Source organism: Parashewanella hymeniacidonis, from assembly GCF_016900895.1.
GTDB classification, from domain to species: domain Bacteria; phylum Pseudomonadota; class Gammaproteobacteria; order Enterobacterales; family Shewanellaceae; genus Parashewanella; species Parashewanella hymeniacidonis.
The window spans coordinates 1-2,314 of record NZ_JAFEUN010000234.1 but is presented as its reverse complement, the minus strand read 5'-3'; the positions used below and the strand labels follow the sequence as shown (position 1 = coordinate 2,314).

Below are 2,314 nucleotides of genomic sequence, written 5' to 3'. Positions count from 1 at the left end.
TTGACCATAGATCTTGGTTGAAAATTGACATGATGCGTTGCCTTATCTAGTGTAATTTACTGATCAGATCAACGAAACGATAATAAGTTCAATTTCCATAATATTTGTGTAGAAGAGTCAGGGTTAAATCCATTATTTATATTTATTGATGAATGGTTCTATTCTTTAAGTCACACTTAATGACATGTTAGAGAGATTAGATCTTAGCCTGTTATAAATACTCAATTTATTCAGTAAGAATAAGGTCTGTAGATAGGTCTGCACAAATATTGAAAAAAAGCTTGCAGTAATACCTGTTTTACCGCAACCCGCAGGGCCAGTTAGGATAACCATGTCGATATCAGAATCTAACAAGGCCTGCATTGCCATGCCTTGATAGACGTTTTTAGGTCGAATCCCCCAAGCGTCTAGGTTCATTAAACGCTCTCGATTCAAATCTTGAAATTTTACGTGATCGCTGGTTTTCTCAACCACACGTCCACAAAAATCAGAGTCTTCATCAATTAAGTATTGATTAACATAGAGCAGGTCAGTATCAATTTCCGCCATTGGAACTTGATGGAACGTTTTTCGGCCCTCTCTCTGAGAGTCGATATCGCCAACATGTTTCCAGAAGTTACCTGAAAATTGATGGAACCCTTTTGTTAAAAAACGAACATCATCGATGATCTGATCGCGTCGATAATCTTCAACTTGCTGAATGCCTGCTCCTTTGGCTTTGAGACGCATATTGATGTCTTTAGTCACCAAAACAACCATGCGTGGCGCATGAAGCTTTTGTAAGTGTAACGTCGTGTTTAAGATGAGGTTATCGTTGTTATCACCAGGCAAAGTGCCAATCGTAAATTCAATCTGGTGATCAGGGAAAATAGAGAGGTGTCCAGTTGCGTCCTCATGACCCGGCCTTGCGGGTAATTCTACGCCTTTTACAAGCTGTTCAGGGGTAATGTCCCCGCCTAAAGTATCTTCTAATGTTCGTATAGCCACTCTGGCGTCGCGGCTTACATCACGTTTTCTGTCCTTAATGCTATCGAGCTCTTCCAGTACCGTCATCGGTACTACAACATCATGTTCCTTAAAAGAATATATCGCTAGTGGTTCATGCAATAAAACATTGGTATCTAATACAAACAGCTTAGTGTCGTCTCGGTCCATGGCGCCTCCAAAAATGCTGAGTGAATAACACATTCAATGAATAACGGTTACAGTCACCCTCCCTTTGGTTCTGCCAGCAGATACTTCTTAGTAAAGCTTATGCTGGGGAAAAAAGATACGATTTTTTTATTAAATTTTAATATCCCCTACTCACTGTGTATCTTGTGATAGCTCCCTAAAATTTTTATTCGATGCTGTGATTGAATGACCCTCAGTGCTGAAGCCACATTTGGACTTTGTGCGTGTCCTTCTAAATCGATATAGAAAAAATACTGCCCAAAAGCTTGCCGAGTGGGACGAGAAATGATGGATAATAAATTAATGCCTCTACTGGCAAATCCGTTCAAAATTTCATTGAGTGCACCAGGGCAGTCATTATCATTAAAAACAATAATAGAGGTCTTAACGCTGGTCGTTAAATCAATGGGCAAGTTGATGGACAAAGCAGGTTTACCTAATACTAGAAACCGAGTTTGATTCTCTTCATAATCAGCAACGTCATGTTCTACCCTGGCAAATTCATCTTGGTTCACAGCAGCGCTGGGGATGATCGCCGCAGCGGGTGTTTCGCAGCGTTTAAGTTGTTCAAGAGATAAAATATTGCTTTCAGTTTGCACAAAGTCAACACCTTGAAATGATTCTAAAAATTCACTGCATTGATTTTTGGCTACGAACTGAACAAACAGTGTTTCGACATCTTGTTTATTCGCCTGGTTACTGACATAAGAAAACCGGATCGGTAGCATCACTTCCGCCAGCACTTGAACATCGGTTTTCGATAGCTCATCTAATACGGTAGACACATATCCCTCTGAAAAATTTTCAATCGGGATCACACCAATATCTGACTCATCGCCAACGGCTGCAATCACTTTCTTAATTGAAGCAAAAAAATGAATTTTACAAGCATCGTCAAGTTGTTGAATAAAGCGAATACAGGCTTGTTCAGAATACGTACCTGATGGACCAAGAGTAGCAATCTTGTGCATACATTCCTTTTAGATCAATAGTTCGGACAGTTTTATGAACTGAGCTGAATTATTCGAAATCATGAGCAGGGTTTGCGAGAATATAGTTTGTAAAAAAGACCCTGAAACCACCGCTCATGATTACTCTAGTAAATTCGGTTTTAAGCCAAATGTCCAGCCTTAAAAAACCA

The 2,314-nt window shown here is 39.8% G+C and carries 1 protein-coding gene and 1 pseudogene; both read right to left on the bottom strand.

Annotation, left to right across the window (positions count from 1 at the left end):
* Window positions 1-294: 294 nt before the first annotated feature.
* Window positions 295-1,155 (bottom strand): annotated as a pseudogene (locus JQC92_RS21930) (PIN domain-containing protein); the annotation flags it as partial.
* Between the two features lie 146 nt (window positions 1,156-1,301).
* A complete protein-coding gene (gene pheA / locus JQC92_RS21925) occupies window positions 1,302-2,144 on the bottom strand; it encodes a prephenate dehydratase (RefSeq protein ID WP_205001652.1) in 843 nt (280 codons plus the stop codon).
* Between the last annotated feature and the right edge of the window lie 170 nt (window positions 2,145-2,314).